The sequence below is a fragment of the Neobacillus rhizosphaerae genome (assembly GCF_050477885.1).
GTDB lineage: Bacteria > Bacillota > Bacilli > Bacillales > Cytobacillaceae > Neobacillus > Neobacillus rhizosphaerae_A.
Genome location: NZ_JBCNAC010000093.1, coordinates 11,708 through 33,633, shown reverse-complemented (window position 1 = coordinate 33,633; position 21,926 = coordinate 11,708). Strand labels below are relative to the sequence as shown.

22 protein-coding genes are annotated in these 21,926 nt (G+C 35.9%); 8 read left to right on the top strand and 14 right to left on the bottom strand.

Features of this window, described 5'->3' with window-relative positions:
* The first annotated feature begins 69 nt into the window (after positions 1-69).
* Positions 70-1,296, top strand: a complete 1,227-nt coding sequence (locus ABES03_RS12790; protein ID WP_430117654.1) for an MFS transporter — start codon at positions 70-72, stop codon at positions 1,294-1,296.
* A 29-nt stretch (positions 1,297-1,325) separates the two neighbouring features.
* Here the strand turns inward: ABES03_RS12790 and ABES03_RS12785 are convergent, their stop codons facing one another.
* The 10 genes from ABES03_RS12785 to queC form a co-directional block, all read right to left on the bottom strand.
* Positions 1,326-1,814: a L,D-transpeptidase family protein gene (locus tag ABES03_RS12785; protein ID WP_430117653.1), complete on the bottom strand. Its 489-nt coding sequence runs from the start codon at positions 1,812-1,814 to the stop codon at positions 1,326-1,328.
* Positions 1,815-1,919: 105 nt separating this feature from the next.
* Complete coding sequence (locus tag ABES03_RS12780; protein ID WP_335531566.1) at positions 1,920-2,183, bottom strand: metal-sensitive transcriptional regulator; 264 nt, start codon at positions 2,181-2,183, stop codon at positions 1,920-1,922.
* Between the two features lie 63 nt (positions 2,184-2,246).
* A complete protein-coding gene (locus tag ABES03_RS12775; protein WP_430117652.1) occupies positions 2,247-4,715 on the bottom strand; it encodes a CoA-disulfide reductase in 2,469 nt (822 codons plus the stop codon).
* A 131-nt stretch (positions 4,716-4,846) separates the two neighbouring features.
* Positions 4,847-6,349, bottom strand: a complete 1,503-nt coding sequence (locus ABES03_RS12770) for an aminotransferase class V-fold PLP-dependent enzyme (protein ID WP_430117651.1) — start codon at positions 6,347-6,349, stop codon at positions 4,847-4,849.
* 114 nt (positions 6,350-6,463) lie between these two features.
* Positions 6,464-6,811: a hypothetical protein gene (locus ABES03_RS12765; RefSeq protein ID WP_413309629.1), complete on the bottom strand. Its 348-nt coding sequence runs from the start codon at positions 6,809-6,811 to the stop codon at positions 6,464-6,466.
* Between the two features lie 190 nt (positions 6,812-7,001).
* On the bottom strand, positions 7,002-7,823 hold the full coding sequence (locus ABES03_RS12760; RefSeq protein WP_430117650.1) for a DUF2935 domain-containing protein: 822 nt from the start codon (positions 7,821-7,823) through the stop codon (positions 7,002-7,004).
* A gap of 53 nt (positions 7,824-7,876) precedes the next feature.
* Positions 7,877-8,605 (bottom strand): polysaccharide deacetylase family protein, encoded by a 729-nt coding sequence (locus ABES03_RS12755; RefSeq protein WP_430117649.1) that lies wholly within the window; start codon positions 8,603-8,605, stop codon positions 7,877-7,879.
* Between the two features lie 87 nt (positions 8,606-8,692).
* Positions 8,693-9,421, bottom strand: a complete 729-nt coding sequence (gene queE, locus ABES03_RS12750) for a 7-carboxy-7-deazaguanine synthase QueE (RefSeq protein ID WP_430117648.1) — start codon at positions 9,419-9,421, stop codon at positions 8,693-8,695.
* Positions 9,414-9,896 (bottom strand): 6-carboxytetrahydropterin synthase QueD, encoded by a 483-nt coding sequence (gene queD / locus ABES03_RS12745; protein ID WP_430117647.1) that lies wholly within the window; start codon positions 9,894-9,896, stop codon positions 9,414-9,416. The genes queE and queD overlap by 8 nt, the downstream gene beginning before the upstream one ends.
* Before the next feature lie 4 nt (positions 9,897-9,900).
* A complete protein-coding gene (queC, locus tag ABES03_RS12740) occupies positions 9,901-10,560 on the bottom strand; it encodes a 7-cyano-7-deazaguanine synthase QueC (protein WP_430117646.1) in 660 nt (219 codons plus the stop codon).
* A 256-nt stretch (positions 10,561-10,816) separates the two neighbouring features.
* On the opposite strand from queC, the gene ABES03_RS12735 reads away from it, so the two are divergent.
* Complete coding sequence (locus ABES03_RS12735) at positions 10,817-11,605, top strand: HAD family hydrolase (RefSeq protein ID WP_430117645.1); 789 nt, start codon at positions 10,817-10,819, stop codon at positions 11,603-11,605.
* A 72-nt stretch (positions 11,606-11,677) separates the two neighbouring features.
* Here the strand turns inward: ABES03_RS12735 and ABES03_RS12730 are convergent, their stop codons facing one another.
* Positions 11,678-12,514 carry an EamA family transporter gene (locus ABES03_RS12730; RefSeq protein WP_430117644.1) on the bottom strand — a complete coding sequence of 279 codons (837 nt, stop codon included), beginning with the start codon at positions 12,512-12,514 and terminating at the stop codon, positions 11,678-11,680.
* Positions 12,515-12,754: 240 nt separating this feature from the next.
* Between ABES03_RS12730 and ABES03_RS12725 the strand changes: the two genes are divergently transcribed.
* Together ABES03_RS12725 and ABES03_RS12720 are read left to right on the top strand one after the other, a co-directional pair.
* Positions 12,755-13,696 carry a MerR family transcriptional regulator gene (locus ABES03_RS12725; protein WP_430117643.1) on the top strand — a complete coding sequence of 314 codons (942 nt, stop codon included), beginning with the start codon at positions 12,755-12,757 and terminating at the stop codon, positions 13,694-13,696.
* A 102-nt stretch (positions 13,697-13,798) separates the two neighbouring features.
* Positions 13,799-14,323 (top strand): MerR family transcriptional regulator, encoded by a 525-nt coding sequence (locus tag ABES03_RS12720; protein WP_430117642.1) that lies wholly within the window; start codon positions 13,799-13,801, stop codon positions 14,321-14,323.
* Positions 14,324-14,379: 56 nt separating this feature from the next.
* Here the strand turns inward: ABES03_RS12720 and ABES03_RS12715 are convergent, their stop codons facing one another.
* Both ABES03_RS12715 and ABES03_RS12710 read right to left on the bottom strand, forming a co-directional pair.
* On the bottom strand, positions 14,380-15,387 hold the full coding sequence (locus tag ABES03_RS12715) for an acyltransferase family protein (RefSeq protein ID WP_430117641.1): 1,008 nt from the start codon (positions 15,385-15,387) through the stop codon (positions 14,380-14,382).
* Positions 15,388-15,635: 248 nt separating this feature from the next.
* Positions 15,636-16,889 carry a DHH family phosphoesterase gene (locus ABES03_RS12710; RefSeq protein WP_430117640.1) on the bottom strand — a complete coding sequence of 418 codons (1,254 nt, stop codon included), beginning with the start codon at positions 16,887-16,889 and terminating at the stop codon, positions 15,636-15,638.
* Between the two features lie 215 nt (positions 16,890-17,104).
* Here ABES03_RS12710 and ABES03_RS12705 point away from each other — a divergent pair, with 215 nt between their 5' ends.
* Both ABES03_RS12705 and ABES03_RS12700 read left to right on the top strand, forming a co-directional pair.
* Positions 17,105-18,052, top strand: a complete 948-nt coding sequence (locus tag ABES03_RS12705; RefSeq protein ID WP_430117681.1) for an NAD(P)H-dependent flavin oxidoreductase — start codon at positions 17,105-17,107, stop codon at positions 18,050-18,052.
* Positions 18,053-18,179: 127 nt separating this feature from the next.
* Complete coding sequence (locus ABES03_RS12700; RefSeq protein ID WP_430117639.1) at positions 18,180-18,305, top strand: hypothetical protein; 126 nt, start codon at positions 18,180-18,182, stop codon at positions 18,303-18,305.
* A gap of 61 nt (positions 18,306-18,366) precedes the next feature.
* On the opposite strand, the gene ABES03_RS12695 is transcribed toward ABES03_RS12700, so the two are convergent.
* On the bottom strand, positions 18,367-19,050 hold the full coding sequence (locus tag ABES03_RS12695) for a M50 family metallopeptidase (protein ID WP_430117638.1): 684 nt from the start codon (positions 19,048-19,050) through the stop codon (positions 18,367-18,369).
* Between the two features lie 182 nt (positions 19,051-19,232).
* On the opposite strand from ABES03_RS12695, the gene ABES03_RS12690 reads away from it, so the two are divergent.
* Positions 19,233-20,357 (top strand): ABC transporter ATP-binding protein, encoded by a 1,125-nt coding sequence (locus ABES03_RS12690; protein WP_430117637.1) that lies wholly within the window; start codon positions 19,233-19,235, stop codon positions 20,355-20,357.
* A complete protein-coding gene (locus ABES03_RS12685; protein WP_430117636.1) occupies positions 20,357-21,922 on the top strand; it encodes a glycine betaine ABC transporter substrate-binding protein in 1,566 nt (521 codons plus the stop codon). The genes ABES03_RS12690 and ABES03_RS12685 overlap by 1 nt, the downstream gene beginning before the upstream one ends.
* The last annotated feature ends 4 nt before the right edge of the window (positions 21,923-21,926 follow it).

The following is a 21,926-nucleotide window of genomic DNA, read 5'->3' as shown; positions in this document are numbered from 1 at the left end:
TAACTTCGATTATCATCTAATTAGAATTATATCTAATTAGATGATAAACTTATTTTGGAGGATGGAGAGATGTTTCAAATTATAAAAATAGAAAAATCCTATCGAAAATTATTTTTTGCCGGGATAATAAATGGTGTGGGAGACCGCTTTAGTCAGGTGGCGTTACTTGCATTACTTTTACACTTAACCGGCTCAGGCTTGTCCGTTGGGATTACAATGGCTTTACGAATGCTCCCCTTCCTTCTATTTGGCCCACTTAGCAGTAAGGTTGCGGAAAAGTGGACTCGAAAAACCGTACTGGTTTTCACAGACTTATCAAGAGCATTTATTGCACTTTCCTTCTTATTTGTTCAATCGTCAGATGATTTATGGATCGTCTATATTGGCTCCTTCCTCCTTGCAAGCGGAGAAGCTTTGTACGGACCTACACGAAAAGCTAGTATTCCTGCCATTGTCCAATCAGACCATATGAAAGAAATCAACTCCTGGGAACAAGTTTCACTTGGGTTTGTATTGATTGTTGGAGCACTTAGTGGAGGGATTGTCTCCTTCCTCTTTGGAGCAAAAGCTGCTTTTATCGTAAACATCTTTTCTTTCATTCTAGCAGGTTCTATCATTCGTACGATTCCTAATCTCGAATCTTCAAGAACAAGTATTAATGTGGGAAAAAAGACAGAGCCATCCGGGAAGATTCTTCCCCTTGTCATGGCATCCTCTTTTTTATTCATGCTTTTAACATTTGATGTCCTTGTTCCCTTGGTAAATGGTATTGAAAATATATTGTTGAGTGTGTACGCTGTTAAGACCTTCCATGCAGGGGATCTCGGTGTGGGAATTTTTTATAGTGTTCTTGGAACAGGTTTTCTAATAAGTCCGATATTAACAAAATGGATTACAGGAAGTTATCTTTCCATTGCCTTTATGTGTCTTTTTATGGAAGGAGTAGTCCTTTCCGGCATCAGCCAAGCCAACTCCTTTGTTTTAGTAGTAGTTTTGTTTGGAATATTAACTATTTTTAGCGGAGTAGGAAATACCCTTTTGGACACTGCCGTAATGCAAACGATTCCTTCTAAATACCATGGAGTTTATTTTGGACTATCTGCAACTATTGCTAATACTTGTATCGGTATTTCGATGTTCACGACCGGTGTATTACTGGAGTTTATCTCCCCGCAAATGATGGGTCTAATTGGAGGGATTTTCTATAGTAGCCTGGGTATAGTTTACTTCCTTTGGACACTGAGAATGAATCTTTATAATGAAAAAAGGAAGCTTGTCACTGTTGTTGATAATTAAAACGGCTGATTATATTCAGCCGTCTTATCTTATGGACGAATCATTACCCGCGTACCATTGGGGACCATTTCAGCGAGTTGCATTACATCGCGATTATACATTCTTACACAGCCATGTGAAACAGCTTTTCCAATAGAACTTGGATCATTGGTTCCGTGAATCCCGTACCCCTGTTTGGATAATGACATCCACAATACTCCGAATGGCCCCCCTGGATTATACTGACGATTAACAATTACGTAATCACCCGATGGAGTCTGTGTTAACATTTTCCCAACGGCAATCGGAAAAATCTTAACAAGCCTTCCGTTGTTGAATAATGTAAGTCTTCGTTTCCCTACAGATATTTGAATGGAATAGGGAATGGTGCTTGGCTCTGGCAAACCAGGAATCTGGATATGCTGCCCCACCTGCAAATGCCCCACCCCTGGATTTGCAGCATAAAGGCGGCGGAGACTTACTCGGTAATTAGCTGAAATAATGCTCAGCGTTTCACCGGGCTTAACAATATGAATCATGCTATCCCACCTTTCTCTGATAGCATATGCCCATGACAGTTACTGGTTGCCTGCCTTGTTTTAAAAAGAAAAACGCCTATCAATTATTGATAGACGTTTCCCTATTTACCTACTTTTAACTAGCATATTAACTGCCTCTTCCACAATCTTAGAAGAATCTTCATTGCCGGCTTCAATGGACTCACGAATGCAATGTTCGAGATTGGAACTAACAATAACAGCGATTGTCCTGTCAATTGCAGATCTTGCAGCAGACAGTTGGGTAATCACTTCTTTGCATTCCTTACCTTCCTCTATCATTCTCAAGATGCCTTTTATTTGTCCTTCAGCCCGTTTCAAACGATTGATTGCCTTATCATCGTAGATCAATATACTCACCTCTGTTGTATAGATTTTAAGCGATAATACCACAGATGTCTATCGAAATACTTATTAAATAAACAAGTTCAAACCAGAATCCTCGGCATCACCCAGGTAAGAAGCCACCCCGCCAATATCAACGCCGTCTATTAATTCTTCTTGTTTAATCCCCATAATATCCATTGACATGGAGCAAGCTACAAGTTTAACTCCTGCACCCATTGCATTTTTCATTAATGTATCTAAGCTATCAACATTCTTTCTTTCCATTGCATGATTTATCATTTTGGCACCCATACCGCCCATATTCATCTTGGAAAGAGGCAGCTCACTTACACCCTTAGGCATCATCATACCAAACATTTTCTCCACTAAATCTTTTTGTACAGGTGGTGCATCTTTACGTCTAAGAACATTTAGCCCCCAGAAGGTAAAGAACATGGTTACTTTTTTACCCATGGCAGCAGCACCGCAGGCAATGATAAAGGAGGCAATTGTTTTATCAAGATCACCACTAAATACAACCATGGTCGTTCCATCTTTTGTTGTTGGGACAGAGGTACCCTGAACGTTGTTCTCCGCTTCCTTCGATCCTTTTTGAATATATGCTTTAAATTTCTTATCCTCATACTTACTATTTAACAATGTATTTCCTGTTTTACTGGACCAAGATTGAATATCTTTTGCAAACCCAGGGTCAGTAGCATGAACTTCCAAAATCTCACCATCATTCATACCTTCAATTGCTTGGTATACCTTCATGATTGGTCCAGGGCATTGTAAACCACAAGCATCAATTAATATGGTATCAACAGGTTCAACATTTGTCTGATTCACTTTTATCCCCTCGATCATGCCAGAATCATTTATTTTGGCCTCATTATTTTTTTGCCTATTTTCAAATACACTTGAATAAGTCTTAAATCCGCCGTCAAGATTCTTTACTTTAAACCCATTTTGTGAAAGGATACGGGCACCTAAATAACCGCGTAAACCAACTTGACAAGTTAAATAGATTGTTTGATCCTTAGATAGTTCTTCTAATCGATCCCTTAAGTCTCCAAGTGGAATATTAATTGATCCTTCAATAAAGCCCATTTCCCTTTCAATCGGTTCACGAACGTCAATTAATAACCCACCGTTTTGTACAATTTCATCTATTTCATGCCATTGAACGGTTTCAACCCTTCCTTCAGCAATATTGCTTGCTGCATAGCCAGCCATATTAACTGGGTCTTTAGCAGATGAGAATGGTGGTGCGTAGGCAAGTTCTAAGTCTGGCAAATCAAAAATGGTTAACCCGCCTTTAATTGCTGTTGCAATGACATCAATCCTCTTATCCGCCCCATCATAGGAAACAGCTTGAGCACCATATATTTTTCCAGTTTCTTTTTCAAAAATTAACTTAAGTGCGATTGGAAAAGCTCCTGGGTAGTAGCCGGCATGTGATCCTGGGTGCACGTGTACGACTTCATAAGGAATCCCTAAGCGTTTTAACGTTTTTTCATTATTACCTGTAGAGGCAACAGCCATATCAAAAACCTTTGCAATGGATGTACCTAGTGTACCTTTGTAGCGAGCAGCAATGCCATTGATATGGTCCGCCACAATCCTTCCCTGGCGGTTTGCCGGCCATGCTAATGGAATTTGAGTAGGTTGACCGTTGATATAATCCTTCACTTCAATGGCGTCCCCAATAGCATATATACTTGGGTCTTCGGTTTGAAGGTATTCATTTACTTGGATCCCACCACGCCCACCTACCTTTAGACCTGCTCCAATTGCTAATTGATTTTCTGGCTTAACACCTATTGCAAGAATAATCATGTCCGTATCAATTTTTTGACCGCTCGTTAACTTTACGATTTTTCCATTTTGCTCGAATGCTTCTACACCATCTTCAAGGATTAAATTCACTCCTTTTTCACGAAGGTGACCGTGTAAAATCGATGCCATTTCAAAATCAATTGGAGCCATGATTTGGTTAGACATTTCAATTAGAGTTACCTCCATTCCCAAATCCCAAAGGTTCTCTGCCATTTCAATACCAATGAATCCTCCACCAACAACTGTAGCTTTTTTCGGTTTGTGTGTATCTACATACGATTTAATTTTATCTGTATCTGGAATATTTCTTAATGTAAACAGAGATTCCGCTTTTTCAATTCCAGTGATTGGTGGTTTAATAGGACTTGCACCTGGTGATAAAACAAGCACGTCATAGGATTCTTCATAGGTATCACCTGACCCTACACGTTTGACTTCGACAGTCTTTCTTTCTCGATTAATTTTTATTACTTCACTTAGGTTGCGAATATCTAGGTTAAATTTCTTGGACATACCCTCTACTGTTTGAACTAGCAGCTTGTCTCGTTCTGAAATCGTTCCACCAATATAATATGGTAAACCGCAGTTTGCGAAGGAAATGTATTCTCCTCTTTCAAACATAACAATTTCAGCATTCTCATCTAATCTTCTCAATCTTGCAGCTGTTGTTGCTCCACCTGCTACCCCACCGACAATAACAATTTTCTTAGACATCTATGATTACCTTCTTTCGAATGAGTGGTTAATTACTACTATATGTGAATTATAGCACAAACTTTTAGTACGCATAGGGGTATAGGTAAAGGTTCAAAAAATGGTCATAAATTGACCATTTTTTAATCAAATCATTCCATTCGAAAGTAATTTCCCATATCTTCTCTCTTGTGGTTAATAAAAAAGTAATCATTGCTGGATAAATCGTAGATATAATCTTTTTTCCATTCATTTATGTTTATTGTAATTTCCTTCACGGCTTTTACAAACATTATAATTTCATCATTTGTCATGATAGGATGTAAGGAAAAACGTACCCAACCTGGTTTACTCGATAAATCTCCAAGACTAATTTTTTCAGTAATTTGCTTTGAGGCTTCTTGATCAATATCAAAAAGGTAATGACCATATGTTCCTGCACAAGAACACCCGCCCCGTACTTGAATTCCAAAGCGATCGTTCAGTAAGCGAACGATTAAATTATAATGAATATCATCAATGTAGAATGAAACTATCCCCAAACGGCTTGTTATGCGACCATCTAAAACATGTAGTCCAGGAATTTCTGCTAATCGAGGTAATAAAATATCAAGCTGTTCTTTTTCTCTGTTGAGTATATTGGTTATCCCCATTTGATTTTTCAAGTTAATACATAGGGCCGTTCGGATTGCTTGTAATATTCCAGGCGTCCCTCCGTCCTCACGCAGTTCAATATCTTTATAATACTGATGTTTCCCCCATGGATTTGTCCAGGTTACTGTCCCGCCACCAGGATGATCGGGAACTTGATTGAAATATAATCTTGAATCAAAAACTAACACACCACTCGTTCCAGGTCCCCCTAAAAATTTATGAGGTGAGAAAAATACAGCATCAAGCTTCTCTAATGGATCCTTCGGATGCATATCAATCCTTACATAAGGCGCAGAAGCAGCGAAATCAACAAAACAAACACCTCCATGTTGATGCATGATTTTTGCTAATTGATGATAAGGAGTTTGAATTCCTGTAACATTGGAACATGCCGTAAACGATCCAATCTTCATCGGCCGGTCCTTATACTGATCAAGCAGCTGTATGAGCTGTTTAATATCCACCCCACCATCTCTATCAGGACTTAACAAAACCACATCTCCCACTGTTTCAAGCCAGGATGTTTGATTAGAATGATGCTCCATATGGGTTAGAAAAATAACTGGTCTCTCTTTTTCGGTTAGGTTCAATCGATGCTTCCATTTCTCATGTACTCGAATACCTAACAAACGCTGCAACTTATTGATTACTGATGTCATTCCAAAGCCATCCAAGAGAACAGCATCATGCTGGTCCCCATTTACATGTTCCTTAATGATTTCCCTCGAATGCTTATAGATTCCGGTCATCATCAAACTGGTTATATTTGATTCAGTATGTGTATTAGCCATATAAGGTCCGAATACCTCAGAGATTTTTTGTTCAATGGGACGATATAGTCTTCCACTCGCCGTCCAATCTGCATAAATGATCTTCTTTTTTCCATAGGGAGCTTCAAACTCCCAATCCATCCCTACGACATGTGAGCGAAACATTTGAAAATACTTTTCGAGGTTATCCGGTATTCTATAGGTTTTACTTCCAATAGATGCTGTGATCATTTGTTTCACACCTCACAAAAAAATTCTGTTATTCAATATATGCATGACACTAAACCACTTGTTCATAAAAAAAGCCGCCAAATGGTTGGCGACTTTTTTTATTTTACTCTTTAATTAAAATGTAGTAATTTTAGCTGTTTCTTTTCTTGTAACTTCTTCAATTTTTTGAATAAACATTTGAAAAACTCTTCTTTTTTCCTCTAAATCTTTTATGTATTCTTTCAGCTGATTATAACTTTCTTCAAATGGTTTATGGTACATTTGACGAATATTTTCTATTATTTCTTCATTAACCGTTGATTGTATTACTTGCTTCGTAATTCCATATTTATATGAATAAACCTTCAGTTCCTGCGCAACTTCATCATATTCATTAGCTATCTCATTTAAGACTAATGAAATATCATCCTTCCACTCGTCCAGTGACTTTTGCAAATATGATTTTGCTATGGTCTCTTCCATATTGACACCTGCCTTCTAAAGTCTACATAACGTTTACACTATTATAATAATATTTGGTTACATAGAGATGTCGGGCAGTTTACAAGATTTTATCAATAACTTCAAATTATTAGGATTTAATAGATTAAGTAGTGTTAGATGCACTAGTAAAAAAAAATGCACCATTTTTCAGGTGCATCGTTCCAATTTTTTAGATAAAAGATGGTTTTCTTAACGAACACTGAGAACCTTCTGAATGAAGTTCTGAGGCAAAATCGGCCAGTTTTTTTATGAAATAACAAGTTTCAGGAAAGTGATGTTCAATAAACCGTAAAGTCGTTTTATTTAAAATTCGTTCGCCTTTGTATTTTTCTACGGAAGACCTAACAAACAAATTCATTTCAATAACAGCTCTTCCTACCTCTAATGCAAGTTCTTTTTGTCGTGGGAAACCCTGTTCGGTAAATCGTAAATACCCTTTTATATGGTGATTTTGCAAGATAAACATTTGGAACTTCTGTGCGAATGCCTCCGATTGTCTTTCTATCGCTATTTCTATAGGGTCTAGTACATTCCTTAATAATATGATATGCCCTAACTGATCCTCCAGCCATAAATCTAAGAGCTGGTCAAGCCTTAGCGGCTCCGGATTTTGACCATTTACGAAGTAGGATAATAAACGTAAATATTCTTGATTTTCATTCAATGTCCCATTTAAATACGTTGGAGACAAGTTTAGGTTAATTTGATTTTGGATTCTTAGATTTTGCAAATGGCCTTCAAATCGGTAATACTCATATGCTACTGAATATGCTTGCTTTGCCAATTCAATCTGTTCTTTAGACGAAAATTCAATTCCAGGATGAATTTGTCTAAGGTTATTAAGCACTATCCCAAATGATTGAATAAACCTTTCAGCAATTGAAATTTCCTTTTGTTCTTCAACAGACAAATGATCACGAACAAAAATCGCATGATCCTGTAATATCTCCAACCAAAATAAATGCTCTTCCCACACACTAATTGCAGTCATTACTTTCCCCCCTCTCAAAAATCATATTCAAGAGGATCTTCGACTATATCATATTACTTTACTAAATTAATGAGTTCGTCTAGTGTAGTTGAATACTTAACATATATTCTTGGTAATAAATATAGCTCATTTTTAACTCCAGACGGAGAAAATACTTCTGGTGTGGTGGTAAGAGCAAATCTATAATATTTCTTTGCCTCTGAAATTACTTTGTCGTTCGTATTTCCATAAGGATAAGAAAGGACAATAACCGGTTTTCCGGTAATTTTCTGGACTTGCTCCTTAGAATTCTTTAATTCATAACCAACATTCTCTGCCTTCGTTAAATCAGGGTGTGTAACTGTATGTGATTGAATTGAAAACAATCCGGAATTCGCCATCATTTTTAAGTCTGAGTTTGAAAGACGGTTGGACCTGCCGATAAAATCAGAGATAACAAAAATAGTTCCCATCGGTTTAAAGTGCTGAGTTCTTAATTTTTGAAAAATAGCATAGGCATTTAAGATATTTTTGTATCCATCATCAAAGGTAATAAAAATGGGTTTAGGTACATGGTCGATGTCTTGCCACCGTTCAAATGTTAAGAGAGTGTACCCATGGTCTCGTAAAAACACCATTTGTTCCTCAAAATTTCCAGGGGTTACATACAGTTCCTTAGAACCATGTCCATTGTATTCTGCAATAGAATGATAAACTAAGATAGGCACTTTTTTCTCTGCACACGCGGTTTCCTCGTGTCCGAAAACATAAAAACATAGGAACAGGAATAGTAACTTTTTCATAAATTTCCTCACTTTTTCTTTTGTGATAGTATTCCTCATGTGAAAAAATCCTATAAAAAAAAAGCTGCATGTAGCAGCTTTCAATTACTATACTCCTCTTTTGTTCCCCCATAAATAGGTATGCAATTGTGGAAGCACTCTTACATTGGTAAATTCTTGATCCTCCATCACCTTGTTAATTAACCAATCATATTTGCTTAATAGACGGCTTATCAGTTCCTGATTATCCGCTGTTGTTATATCATCATTACCAACCTGTAGATAAAAAGGAATCGTCGGATATCGGAGGTACACACCTTTAGCATACTCATAATCATGTTCATCGAATATGACTACTTTTAAGCTAACACGATTTGACGAATCCTTCTCTTCCAATTTCTTTATAATAGAGTCTAGAATCGTGAAGTCTGTAATCATTGTTGAACTTGGTGGCTTTGGAGAAATAGTTAATTCATCAATTTCTAAAAACCAATCCTGCCATTTACTCCCCTGGGTTTCAAGACAGATTTTGATATCTTTTTTCTTTAAAAGAGTGATGAAGTTAGCTAAATTCTTTAATAAAGCAGGATTACCCCCAGAAATAGTAACATGGGAAAATCCAGCTCCACCAAGATTTCTTAGCTCTTCCCATATTTCTTCTGGCATCATCATCTTTGTATCATCTTTACCGGTCCCATCCCATGTAAAAGAGGAATCACACCAGCTGCAAGAATAATCACAGCCTGCCGTTCTCACAAACATTGTTTTCTGACCGATAACCATTCCTTCCCCTTGAATGGTTGGACCGAAGATTTCCATTACAGGTATTTTACTCAACTTCCATCCACTCCCTTCTAGCTTCAGCGTAGCTAGTAGGTGTTTCAAATAAGCGAACAAATTCTACTCTTGCACCAAGGTATTGCTGCTGTCTATCTCCCTTTAGTAGCGCATCAGCCATTTTTTCATAGATCCATACAACGATGTTCTCTGCTGTAGTATTCATCGGTGGCAGCGTTTCATTTAAATATTTATGGTCAAGGTAAATTTCAATTTCATTTTTCCAAATCTCTTTTATATCTCCAAAGTCCATCATTAAACCACGTTCATCGACAAATCCGCTTAATCCGAAGACTACTTTATAAGTGTGACCGTGCAAATTCTTACATTTTCCCTCATAGTAATGTAAATGATGTGCAGAATCAAAAGTAAATTCCTTACTTACTAACACTCGCTTATGATGATATTTCAACTGTTCTTTTTTAATATCTTCATCAATCTTTTGGAGTTTATCAACAATTCGAAAGCCATACATGTGGTTAAAACTCCTTTCTTACTTTAAGGTATTCGTCCAAGCCTCTTTTTCTTAGCTTACAGGCAGGACATTCCCCGCAACCATCAGCAATTACGCCGTTGTAACAAGTAAGTGTCTTTTCTCTGACGAACTCTAACGCTCCAAGCTCATCTGCTAATTTCCAAGTTTCTGCTTTATCGATCCACATAAGTGGAGTATGAATGACAAATTGTGAATCCATTGATAAGTTAAGTGTTACATTTAACGATTTAACAAAAATATCTCGACAGTCTGGATAACCGCTAAAGTCCGTTTCACATACACCAGTGACAATATGTTTAGCGCCAATTTGACTCGCTAAAATACCAGCAAACGTTAGAAACACCAAATTTCTTCCAGGGACAAATGAAGATGGCAATCCACCCTCTTCTCCATCCTTTACATCTATATCATCCCGTGTCAACGCACTAGGAGCTAATTGATTTAAAAGAGCCATATCTAAAATATGGTGCCTGACACCAAGCTCATTTGCAATACTTTTTGCACACTCGATTTCTAGGCTATGACGCTGGTTATAATCAAAAGTCACTACCTCAACTTCATTAAAGTTCTTTAATGCCCAAAATAAACAAGTGGTACTATCCTGCCCACCGCTAAAGACAACCAAAGCTTTGCTGTTTTTCATATCCTTCATTCTCCTTAAATAGGAAAAACAGCACTACTAAGAAAGCAGTGCTGTTTCTCTTAGTTTTTTTTGAGAGGGGTGCTAGAACCTCTTTCGCAAAAAGCGAATTTTATTTTTATTTTCCGATACTAACTATACCATAAAATAAAAATTTTCAAAGAGAAAAATTTTTCTAACTATCTTTCATCCACAGTTGAATGAAATATCTATGAAATAAGTGGTAAACTAATTGTATGTTACAAAAAGGAGACCATTTATGACCGATTACAAAATCTTATTTTTAGATATCGATGGAACACTAGTTACACCAGAGGACACAATCGAAGAATCGACCAAAGAGGCTGTTTCTCAAATTCAGGAAAAAGGAATAGAGGTTTTTCTGGCAACTGGCCGTCCGCTTCACGAAATTGATGACCTTGCGAAGGAATTGAATATTAAATCTTTTATTGGCTACAACGGAGCATACGCAATATATCAAGGACAAGATATCTTTCAAGAACCGATGAACAGCGAATCTGTTAGACATTTTCTAGACATTGCAGCAGCAAACCATCATAAAGCAGTTTTGTACACGCATGAAAAAAACTACTTTACAGATTTAAACTCACAACATATGAATGAGTTTATTAAAAAGTTCCATTTACATAAGAATGAATTCTATACTCCCTCTATTATCAGCAGTGTATTAGGGATGACATTAGTCAATCTACAAGAAAATGAGGCATCTCTTTATAACAGTGAGGATGGAATCCATTTATCCCAAGTCAATGTAGAGGGCATGAGGCATTGCTATGATGTGATTAGAGACAAAGTTAACAAAGGCTATGGGGTTCAAATGGTTTTAAAGCGTCTTGGTATGAATAAAGAAAGTTCTATTGCCTTTGGTGATGGAATGAATGATAAAGAAATGCTTCAAAATGTTGGAGAGAGTTTTGCTATGGGGAATGGTCATCCAGAGCTATTTCAATATGCAAAACATAAAACCACTGATGTGACCAATTCTGGTATATATAATGGGTTAAAAAAGCTTAACCTAATAAATTAGATGTGCCGAACCGTTATAAATTAAAAGAGGTTGACTCAAAACTAAGGGGTCAACCTCTTTTAACAGTTTGTATTACAATTTCGTAAAAATAATTCCAAGTAATGCTGAAAATACTCCTATGATCTGGTAACTTTTTAATTTTTCTTTATAAATTAAATAGCCTGCAAGGACGACCACTAAGCAATTTAAACTTACAATAGGGAATACAATACTGGCCGTACCAGTTCTTAATGCAAAAAAATAACTGCTGTAGCCCAAAATACTTATCAGGCCAACGACTGCACCCACATTTACTTCTAAACCATTCCATTTTTCCTTCATTGTAATACTACTTATTGCTAAATATATACTTCCCCCACCATACATGGAGATTAAGATTGCCAACGACTGAATATGTAAATAAGATGTCGTTTTCATTAAGATTCCTAGTAAACCAAAAGATGCAATCGCTAGCCCCACTCGCAAAATCCATGGAAGATAATTTATATTTCTATTTTTATCAGATGAATACTGGATAATCATAGCAGACCCAAGCATAATAATTATTCCTATCCACTGGATAACGGTGATATGCTCATGAAAAATAAGACCAGCACAAAGTATCGGAAATATGGCATTTATACCAATTAAGGGAGACGTTAAACTTGCCGGTCCCTTTTCAAATGCTTTTGACATTTGGATATTTCCGTTTGCATTTAATATCCCTATCATAGAGCCAAGTAATATGGTTATTAGATTCATATGTACGGAGTCATTAACTATTCCAAAAGCAAGAGTTAATATAAATGCGACAAAATAGAAAAAGAATTGAATATGTACTTTTGAAAGTCCCCGACCAGTACTCCATTTAAAAATAGTATTATTAGCTCCGAAGCTAACCATTGTCACAAACGCAGCTGCAATCCACATGTAAATCCTTCTCTCTTCATCATTTACACTCCCATATTAAACCTCTTTTTTTCTTTGCTCAACCACTTTTTTAGTATTTTCACAACAAAGTGCACCTTTTGCAAAAATATGTTAGTTTTTCAAGTTTTCAGTCTTGTTTTGATAGCTTTTGTCAGGTAGCAGGAAAATTGGATGCCTAATGGTGAATAGTTAATCTATGAAGAAATATTTCCTAGATAAAAAAAGAAAGGAAAGATTTTAATGAAAACCTATACCCTAAAAGAAGTGTCAAAAAAAATAAATGTCGCACCTGGAATCTTACGCCAATGGGAAAAGGAATTTGAAGATTTATTAGAAATTCCCCGTTCAAAACAAGGCGCTAGAATTTACACTGAAGTAGAGATTGATTTCCTACTAGAAATAAAACAAATGGCTTCAAAAAAATTAAGCAAGGTTTTAATCCGTGAACAATTGCTGAAAGGACCGGAAGCGGAAATCGAGGAAATTACAGCCGAGGTACCGCTAAGTGAAAAACAATTAGAGCAAGTGCAAGAACATGAACCTGAAAATGAAACTATTGTTACCGAAGTACCATTAGAAGTAATAGCTGATTCCCTAGCACCTGTTGCTGTTCATGATGACGTTTTTAATAATACAGAACTATTTTTTGAAGCCATGGAGAACTATAAGAAAAATTTCTTAAATGAAGTAAAAGAAGAAATTCGGAATGTGGTTCGGAAGGAAGTCGTTGAAGAAGTAAAAAAAGAGATTTATAAAGGAACTTATCATACGGTTAAGTCCATTTCTGACTCCATCTATAAATCCTCAGCAACGACAAAAGCTGACATACAAGAATTATCGGAGTCACTTGAAAAAACATCAGAGAATACCTCACAATCATTACAATATCTCTCCAAAAGCATTGCTAACGTTTCCATAGATGCTTCAGAAGAAATTTTTACACTTTCAAAACAATTATCTGAGACAACCGAGGAATTAGCACATTATGTTGATGTAACGAATACCGAAATTTTAAGTCTCACTGAAGCTATTACAGAAGACCGGAAATTTTTCATTGAGGAGCGCAATCAATACCGTAATGAAGTTACCCAAAGAGAATTAGCTTTCCAACAAATGCTTACAAGTTTCAGAGATGTAGCTGCTGCTAAAGAAAAGAAATGGTGGAAATTTTGGGCTAATTAATGAACATTCAATAATGTTAAAAGCTCCTTTTATTCATAATCGTTTTACTTAGCCTTACGTCACTCGTGGTTTGGGATTATTTAATCACTAGGAGGTTTTGACATGAATACAAGTGAAGTAGCAAAATCATTAGGGGTATCTGCTAGTACAATTCAAAGGTGGGTGAAACAACTCGAGCTTCCGATGGAAAAAAATGATCGGGGACATTATTATTTTTCTAACGATGATATTAATCTGCTAAAAAAAATTCATGAAGAACTTCAATGTGGTACTCTCCTGCATGATATTACACCAGTTCGAACAAAGAAGAGTATTCGAAAGGGAGTAGTGCAAGCAGTTGAGAACGATGAGGTTATTGGTAAAGTTTGGAAGAAAGTAAACGAATTAGAACTTAGCATAAATTCTAAGGCCGATTCTGTTGCCTCTTATCAGCTTCTTCAACATCGCAGCGACATTGAAGAATTACAGAGTCAGGTAAGTGAATTAACTAGTCAGCTTAGACTACTTCAAGAGCAATTGGCTGAGCAGAGAAGCCAATCCAAAAAGGAAAAAACATTGGTTATTGATTCTTCGTCTAAAGGGAGAAAAAAAAGAAAAAATATGATCAGTTCCCTTTTTGGCTTATAAGCTGCTTGAATAAAATGAGGCTGAACTCATTACTATTGAGTCAGCCTCATTTTATTTTATCCCCCCCTGTTACTAAGGGGAAATTCAAGTTCAACCAAAGGTCGCGTATATTTCTTTATTAAAAAACTCCCTAGTATTAAACAGATAATCAATGAGATGAAGATGAGAAGAAAATAATTACCTATGATTGGATTTACAACCTCTTCAGGAATAATGGATTGAATGGATTTAATGATAAATCCATGGAATAAATAAACATAGATTGTTCTTTCACCTATTTTCGTTACTTTGAAATGGCCAGACGGAATTAACATCATAAATCCGAATATAACGATAAATGTAAGTGTATATTGGATACCTCTAATAAACCCATCTGTAATCTCTTTTCCACCCATGTTTGCATAGGAAGTATCTCCTAACAGCCATGGGACAGCATCTTTCGGAAAAGCTACCCCAAAGTATAGAAGAGTCCCAGCAATTATTATTAACCCAATTGGAAGAGAATACCTTGTTCGAATAAGGCGTTTTAGATGATTTTCTTTTAGCAAATAACCAAATAAGAAATACGGAAAAAATACAAAAGTTCTAGATAAGCTTAAAAAACTTCCGGCTTGATCCACATAACCTATACAAATTCCTATGACAACGGCCAAGGCAAATCCCATCCATTTTAATTTTGCAAATAGATATAACAGTAAATTCCAGAAAAATAAACTTAACAAAAACCAAAGCGTCCAATGTGGATGTAAAAAATCAAAACTAAGGCTTTCTTCTTGGCCATTAAAGTAATAATAAATGGAATAAATAATTTGGAAAATAAAGTAAGGTATTAGTATTTTTTTTACTGATTTGGATAAATAGCCTTTCTTATTAAATCCTTTCGCAAAATACCCTGAAATCATGATAAAAGCTGGCATATGGAAAAGAAATATAACTGTATATAAGGTAAAAAGAAAACCATCCTGTTCTTTTAAAGGACTAATGAGATGTCCAAAAACCACGAGAAATATCAAAATAAATTTTGCGTTATCAAAATATTTACTCCTTTTTGAAGTGGAAGCCATTTTATCACCCCGTTGTGTATAATTGAACAAAAAAAAGGTATACAAATATTTTTGTTACCTTCTAAACATACCCCTTAATTTCTTACGCATTATAGTATAATTATTATTCTACCCTCCTAAGATTACAGAATTATGTTGTTCAATTAACTTTTTATTGCATATCAATTACAATTCTGAAATAATAATCCGAAATACCTACGATAAATTTACCAAAATAAAAGAGAGCTTTATAAACTAAGCTCTCTTCCTCATTGATCAATAACATCCATTATTCGGCTACTTATTATCTCATCGTAATTTTCCTTTATCTCTTCAAGTGGTTCCCCAAGAACGTTCGAGAGAAATTTAAGATAGTCATGATCTGGACGAAGCCAGCATGAATTATTTCGTTTAAGAAACCTTTCTGCCTCCGCAAATGAGTTAAAACTTCCCTCCAAATTCTTTCCATTATGTATAATGCTAAAATGGTTATCCTCTGCTAATGGCAGGACATAAAAATTTTCGCCCAGTTGGTTTTGATAACTAGTAATGAATGTTGAATTTTTCACGTTGTATTCATTGCGATCTGAATCTGGTTTAAGTGGTATGAATTCAAAAACATTCACAATAAATAAGTGAAAAGCCTCCAATGTCATTTCCGAACCAGATGCTTTAGGATGTCCTCCTCCTCCAAATCTCTTTGCAAATTCAGCCACATTGACATCATCATGAATGGTTCGGAAACCCAATTTCTTACCACCAACATTTAATAGGATTATCATATCCAAATGGGGATAAAGATTGTTTAAGGCATTCCCGAGCTCTGACAAATACTGCTCCGCATGGACAACTCCTACGCAGTAATCATCAACAAAGGTCTGAACCATTTGCCTGCTTTTAGAATGAATATAGCGACTAATTTTCTGTTCTTCAATATCGAGAAGCAAATTTTCTGTCTCATTTAACAAAAATGATTCTTTATTTTCAGTTAACCTTTTTAGCATTTCTTCTTCGAACTTTTCCCGATTCAAAATATAAAACAAATCATTTAACCGTTTTGCTGTAACATTATTGTTTTGATCCCATTCCCAAGTATCATACTGTCGAACTAATTCAATAAACTCCTCTAAAGCTTTATTTCGCTCTATTATTTGATTCTCAATTAAGTAATCATAAAACAAAGATGTTGCACAAGTTAGATTTCCTGTTTCATATTCTGTTTTTACGAAACCCCATTTATATTGGTTGAAATGCATGGCGGTTACATGATGATCAATCATTTGAACATGTTTCCCCTGCTGATAACGTGCTTCAAGTTTCTTCTCGATAAGCTGATTTACTGCTAAATCCGTAATATAGATTTCTTCCCCAGCATTCTCTGGATTTGTGATGACTGACTCAACTCTCTGATTGAGATTTCGATATGAACAATAGTATACATTGACCTTATCTCCAAAAGCCATTTTTGCAATCAGTCCACACCCAAGTCCATCTAAATCAATATCTGTAAAAAGCTTGACCATACCTACACCTTCCATTCTCTATCCATAACGTTTAGTAGTTTGTTACCTTAAGATTACTCTTATCCATATAAAATTTCAAAGTATAAAACCTACTTATATGACCAGGTGATAGTAATCACAGACATGAATAAATTCGAATGTTATGATTCAGGAGAAGTAACTAAACATTGAAATGAGGTAATGAATTGAATTTTCCACAATTAAAAATTGGGCATATGATGCCAAGTGTTCCGATTATACAAGGTGGCATGGGTGTAGGTATTTCATTAAGTAAGTTAGCTTCGGCTGTCGCAAACGCAGGAGGTATTGGGATTATTTCTGGTACTGGAATAACCGTTGATGAGATGCGAACACATATCCGAAAAGCCAAGGAGTGTATTAAGGGTGTAGGGTATATAGGTGTAAATGTCCTTTTTGCTATGAATGACTTTGCTGAAAAAATGAAAGCCGCTTTAGAAGAGAAGGTTGATTTTATTATTTCCGGCGCTGGAATCTCTAGAGATATGTATTCCTGGGGAAAACAAGCTGGAATACCTGTAATCTCCATTGTATCTTCAGCAAAACTTGCAAAAATTTCTGAACGGCTCGGAGCAGCGGCAGTTGTCGTTGAAGGTTTTGAGGCTGGAGGACATCTTGGAACAGATCGTCCAATGTTCGAAATCTTACCAGAAATTGTTGATGCTGTATCCATACCAGTTATCGCAGCTGGAGGAATCATGAATGGATTTGATATTGCAAAAGCACTATCCATGGGAGCGTCGGGCGTACAAATGGGGACCAGGTTCGTAGCGAGTGAGGAATGTGATGCTCCATTAGCATTTAAGGAAAAGTATGTAAAAGCAAAGAAAGAAGATTTGGTCCTAGTGAAAACTACCGTGGGTTTACAAGGCAGAGCAATAAATAACAACTTTACTAAATTAATTAGTGGTTCAAATAAACTAAAAATCGCGAAGTGCCATGATTGTTTAAAAAATTGTTCTTACCGGTTTTGCACATTAGATTCATTACTTACATCCGTTTCAGGTGATGTTGAAAATGGACTTGTATTTGCTGGAGCCCGAGTGGATGAAATCAAAGATATCCTTCCGGTCCAAAAAATTATTGAAAATCTTACAGAAGAGTTTCGTTCGGCAAAAGTGGATTCAATAATATCACTATCATAACAAAAGCTCGACCATATCATTTAGATACGGTCGAGCTTTTCTTTTAAGGTACAAAATAAAAATCGGGAGTAAAAAACCACACGATGCAAAAAATAATTTCAGAAGACGTTGAAAGGAGGTAACAATCATGACAAATCGTAACAATAACCGTGAACGTAAAAATAAATATCCAAATAATAAGAAACAAGATACCGAATTCTCTAAAGAAACTAGTATTCGAAGTGAGATGACCAAAAAAGACTTAGGGAAATAATTTCGGTAATTAGCTGACTCATAAGGCCAGTACCTTCATAGCTTTTGAGTCAGCATCCCCCTTATTTACCTACTCTATAATAGCCTCTTTTTAATCCAAAAGAACAAAACCAAATAGCTTGAAGAAAGAAGAAGATTCCCCAGACTTGTGCAGGGATGGTCACCGTTAAACGTGCCAGATTTGCAGCATCCCCTGCACCCTGAGGTTGAAGAAAGCTGATATACAGTATTTCAAAAGCACTTTTGACCGAGTCAATAAGTAAAATAGATGCTATTAACAATAAAGAATAATCTCTTACATTTTGACTTCCTTTAATAAGTAAAAAAAGAAAACCCACTGCGAATGAACAAAGCCAAAATATCCCATAGGGATTTCGTACCCAAAAAATTAGATTTAAAAAGATAAACCCTAACAAAATATCAATTAAAATTATTTGTTTATTCTTACCGATCAATAAAAAAGATAAAAAAGCCATAAATGAAGCGAATATATACCCTGCAAGACTTGTCACGAAACTACCGATCCATGTCGACTGGCTGCTATACGTAACTCCTTCAGAGTTCATAAATAAAGAAATCCGCTCTACTTTCCCACCGAATAAAGCAATCAATGCGTGTCCTGATTCATGGATGAGGGTATTGATTATTCTTATATAATTTCCAAAAAGCGGTACATGAATCAATAAAAAAGCTAACAAGAGAAAAAGAAAAAACTTTGTACTCAACCTATCGCGAATAATGGCCATAACAAACCCCCTCATCATCATAATAATATTAGTTTCATTTTAACATTTCCTTGTTATAACAACTAAACTTAAACTCTAACAAATAGGCATTGCACAACTCGGTTCGACAAACTAACAACTTTTGTGATATAATTAAGTTGTTAGTTTGTCAGGTAAGTAATTATTATTTAGGGGGAATGAGCTTGATAGAGTTTAAGGACATTGTAAAAAAATACCGCAACAAAACTATTATTAATCCTTTCTCATTGGAAATAGAGGCTGGTCAATTAGTTGTTTTTATTGGACCGAGCGGCTGTGGGAAAACAACATTGCTTAAAATGATCAATAAATTAATACAACCAACCTCTGGAAGTATATTTGTCAATGGAACAGATATTTCAACCATGAATCCAATAGAACTTCGGAGGAATATTGGATATGTCATTCAAAACACCGGGCTGTTTCCTCATATGACTATTGAAGAGAACTTAGAATTAATTCCAAAACTTAAAGGAGAAAAGCCTGAGGAAATTGTGAAAAAAACAAAGGACTTGCTTTCTTTGGTTGGTTTAGAACCAAAAGAATACTTACACCGTTTCCCAAAAGAGTTAAGTGGTGGTCAACAGCAAAGAGTCGGTGTAGCAAGAGCCTTCTCAACAAACTCCGATATTATCTTAATGGATGAACCCTTCAGCGCACTAGACCCAGTTACAAGAAGCTCTCTGCAGGATGAACTTTTCCAAATGCAAAAGGAACTTAATAAAACTATTATCTTTGTTACACATGACATGGATGAAGCTATTAAAATAGCAGACAAAATTTGTATATTAAAAGATGGAGACATTCTACAATATGACACACCGGAAAATATTCTTAAAAATCCTGCTAATGACTTTGTAGAAGATTTTATTGGAAAAAGAAGGGTTTGGAACAATCCTGAATTATTATTGGCAGAGGATATTATGATTCAGCATCCAATCAAAATTAATCCAATGCGAAACGTATTGCAGGCGATTGAGATTATGAAGGAAAATAAAGTTGACAGTTTAATGGTTACTGATAAAAATAATAACCTTCAGGGTCTAGTTACTTTAAAAAGCATTCAGTTACTCAATCGAAACACTGCAATCGAGCTTGTCATGGAAAAAAATGTTCTATCCGTATCACAAGATGTCAATTTAATCTCCGTTTTAGCGATGATGAATGAACATAAAATTGGCTATTTACCGGTGGTAAATTCTTTTAACCAGTTAACTGGACTGATTACGAGAAGCAGTATATTATCCGCATTAAGCAGCCAACTAATTGACTTGGAGGTGGCATTTTAATGAGCAATTTTTGGAACTATGTAACTTCAAACCATGAACAAATTGCTGACTTACTAGGACAGCATCTTTATTTAAGCGTCATTTCTGTACTAATTGCTATTATTATCGGTATTCCACTTGGAATCTTAATTTCAAATGAACCAAAGCTTTCAAAACCTATAATTGGAACTACAAATGTTATTCAAGCTGTTCCAAGCTTAGCTTTACTCGGCTTCCTCATACCATTTATTGGAATCGGAAGTAAACCAGCAATTGTAATGGTCGTACTATATTCTCTCCTCCCAATTGTAAAGAATACGTATACAGGATTAACAAATATTGATGGAGACATTCTGGAAGCCGCCAAAGGCATCGGTCTGACCAAGAGTCAAACGATGAGAAAGGTTCAACTACCACTTGCCTTCCCGATGATTATGGCGGGAATCAGAATTTCAGCAGTTACTGCTGTTGGTTTAATGACAATTGCAGCCTTCGTAGGTGCAGGTGGGCTTGGTTATTTAGTATTCTCTGGAGTACAAACTGTTGATAACAACATGATTTTAGCTGGAGCAATTCCAGCGTGTATCCTAGCTCTCTTAATTGACTTTGTTGTCGGAAAACTTGAGGCTTCACTTTCTTATACTAGCAAGAAAAGCAGGTCCTCGAATTCTGTTAAAAATGGTAAAAAGGCAAAAAAAGTTATGATTGCCATTGCGTCTTTTCTATTGATAGCTGCAGGCACCATTAAAGTTTATTCAACAGCAAATGCAGAAGAAAAGATTGTCATTGGTTCAAAAAACTTTAGTGAACAATTAATTTTAGGAAACATGCTTGCCGATTTGATCGAAAATAAGACAGATATCCAAGTTGAGAGAAAGCTGAATCTTGGCGGTAGTCAGGTAGCCTTTAGCGCGCTTAAAAACGGAGATATTGATTTGTATGTGGAATATACAGGAACAGGCTTGGTTAATATTTTAAACCAGCCTCCTCAGAGTAATCCGGATCAAGTCTATAATTATGTTCAGAAAGAATTTAAGAAGAAGTATGATATAGAATTACTAAAACCGATTGGATTTAATAATACCTATGCTTTGGCAGTGAGACAGGACACAGCTAAACAATATAATTTAAAGACCATTTCCGACCTTGCTAGAGTAAGCAACGGACTGATAATGGGACCAACGATAGAATTTCCAAATCGAGAAGATGGGTTAATCGGTCTTTCTAAGACCTATAATATGACATTTAAAGATGTGAAAGCAGTAGACGGTGGACTACGCTATACCGCCCTCAAGAACCATAAGAGTGATGTAATAGATGCGTTCTCTACAGATGGCTTACTTGAAGCCTTCAAATTAAAAGTATTAGAAGATGATAAAAATTTCTTCCCTCCATATTACGCAGTACCTATTATTAAGGAAGAAACCTTAAAGGAACACCCAGAGCTTAAAAAGGTCTTGAACTCTCTCTCAGGGAAACTTACAGACGAAAAAATGCGTGAATTAAATTACAAGGTTGACAGTCTCAAACAGTCACCTGCAAAAGTAGCCAAAGAATTCCTGAAAGAAGAAGGATTACTTGAATAAGAAT